General features: G+C 66.5%; 1 protein-coding gene. It reads left to right on the top strand.

Going from position 1 to position 1,331, the window contains the following annotated elements; genetic code table 11:
• Nucleotides 1–388: 388 nt before the first annotated feature.
• A partial coding sequence (locus tag Pth03_RS41100) for an IS110 family RNA-guided transposase (RefSeq protein WP_203949949.1) occupies nucleotides 389–1,331 on the top strand: 943 nt, incomplete at its 3' end.

Below are 1,331 nucleotides of genomic sequence, written 5' to 3'. Positions count from 1 at the left end.
GGGTGGGCGGCGGTCGGGCACCGGGATGCCTTGCAATCCCCTGGACTTGAAGTCCCTCTTTCAGGCCGTGCGGTCGGCGCCTTCCGGCCGTCGCCCACCAGCCCTGTCTTGGCTGACGTCTTTGGAATGGATCAGAACGGGGCTACTGCTTGCGCAGACGGACGGAGCCAAGAGGGGGTAATACAGCAGAATCGTGGGCTGAGCCAGCCGCAGGAACACCACTCGCATCACCGGGGCCCCGAGCCCTGACACAGAGTGCAGGGCCTGCGGCCAGCTGGGGCGACGAACTGCCCGATCGGATGTCGAGCCATCGAGCTCCTTCATTAGGGCGCAGCGTGCCCCTGCACGGCTCCCAACTGCATCAACATCTCTCGAAGGAGTGAACGCGTTGAAAGTGACATGCGGGATCGACTGGAGCGAGAAGCATCACGATGTCGCCCTGATCGATGCCGACGGCAACTTACTGGCGCGAAGACGCATCACCGACGATGTCGCCGGATGGAAGGTCCTGCTGGAATTGTTCGCCGAGCACGGCGACACCCTGGATGAGCAGATCCCCGTCGCGATCGAGACCAGCCGCGGCCTACTGGTCGCGTGCCTGCGCGCCACCGGCCGCACGGTATATGCGATCAACCCCCTCTCAGTCGCCCGGTACCGGGAGCGCCATACTGTCGCCCGCGCCAAATCCGACCACGCCGATGCAATGACATTGGCGAACATCTTGCGTGTCGACGCCGCCCATCACCGGCCTCTGCCAACCGACTCCGAGCTAGTCCAGGCGATCGCGGTACTGGCCCGCGCCCAGCAGGACGCGGTCTGGAACCGCCAGCAACTGGCCAACCAGTTCCGCTCGCTGCTGCGCGAGTACTTCCCCTCCGCGCTGAAAGCATTCCAGGTCAAGGGCATCGGACTGACCAGCCGCGAGGCCCGTGCCGTCCTCCAAACAGCGCCCACCCCCTCACAGGCGGCCAAGCTCACCAAGGCCCAGTTGCGGGCGGCGTTGCGCCGCAGTGGCCGCCAGCGCAACCTCGACGCCTGGGCCGACCGGCTCCACGCCCTGTTCCAGGAACAGACCCTGCATCAACTCCCGCTGGTCGAGGCCGCGTTCGGGACGCAGACCAAGGCGCTGCTGCTGCAGCTGGACGCTGCCTGCCAGGCCGCCGACGATCTCACAGAAGCCACTGGCGAGGCCTTCCACCAGCATCCCGATGCCGCCATCATCACCAGCTTCCCCGGTCTGGCCGATCTGACCGGGGCTCGGGTGCTGGCCGAGATCGGCGATGACCGCGACCGCTTCGCCGACGCCCGAGCTCTGAAGGCATACGCCGGAG

This window comes from Planotetraspora thailandica (genome assembly GCF_016863335.1).
In the GTDB taxonomy this organism is placed as follows: domain Bacteria; phylum Actinomycetota; class Actinomycetes; order Streptosporangiales; family Streptosporangiaceae; genus Planotetraspora; species Planotetraspora thailandica.
The sequence above is the reverse complement of the archived record's forward strand: the minus strand, read 5'-3'. Positions and strand labels throughout refer to the sequence as shown.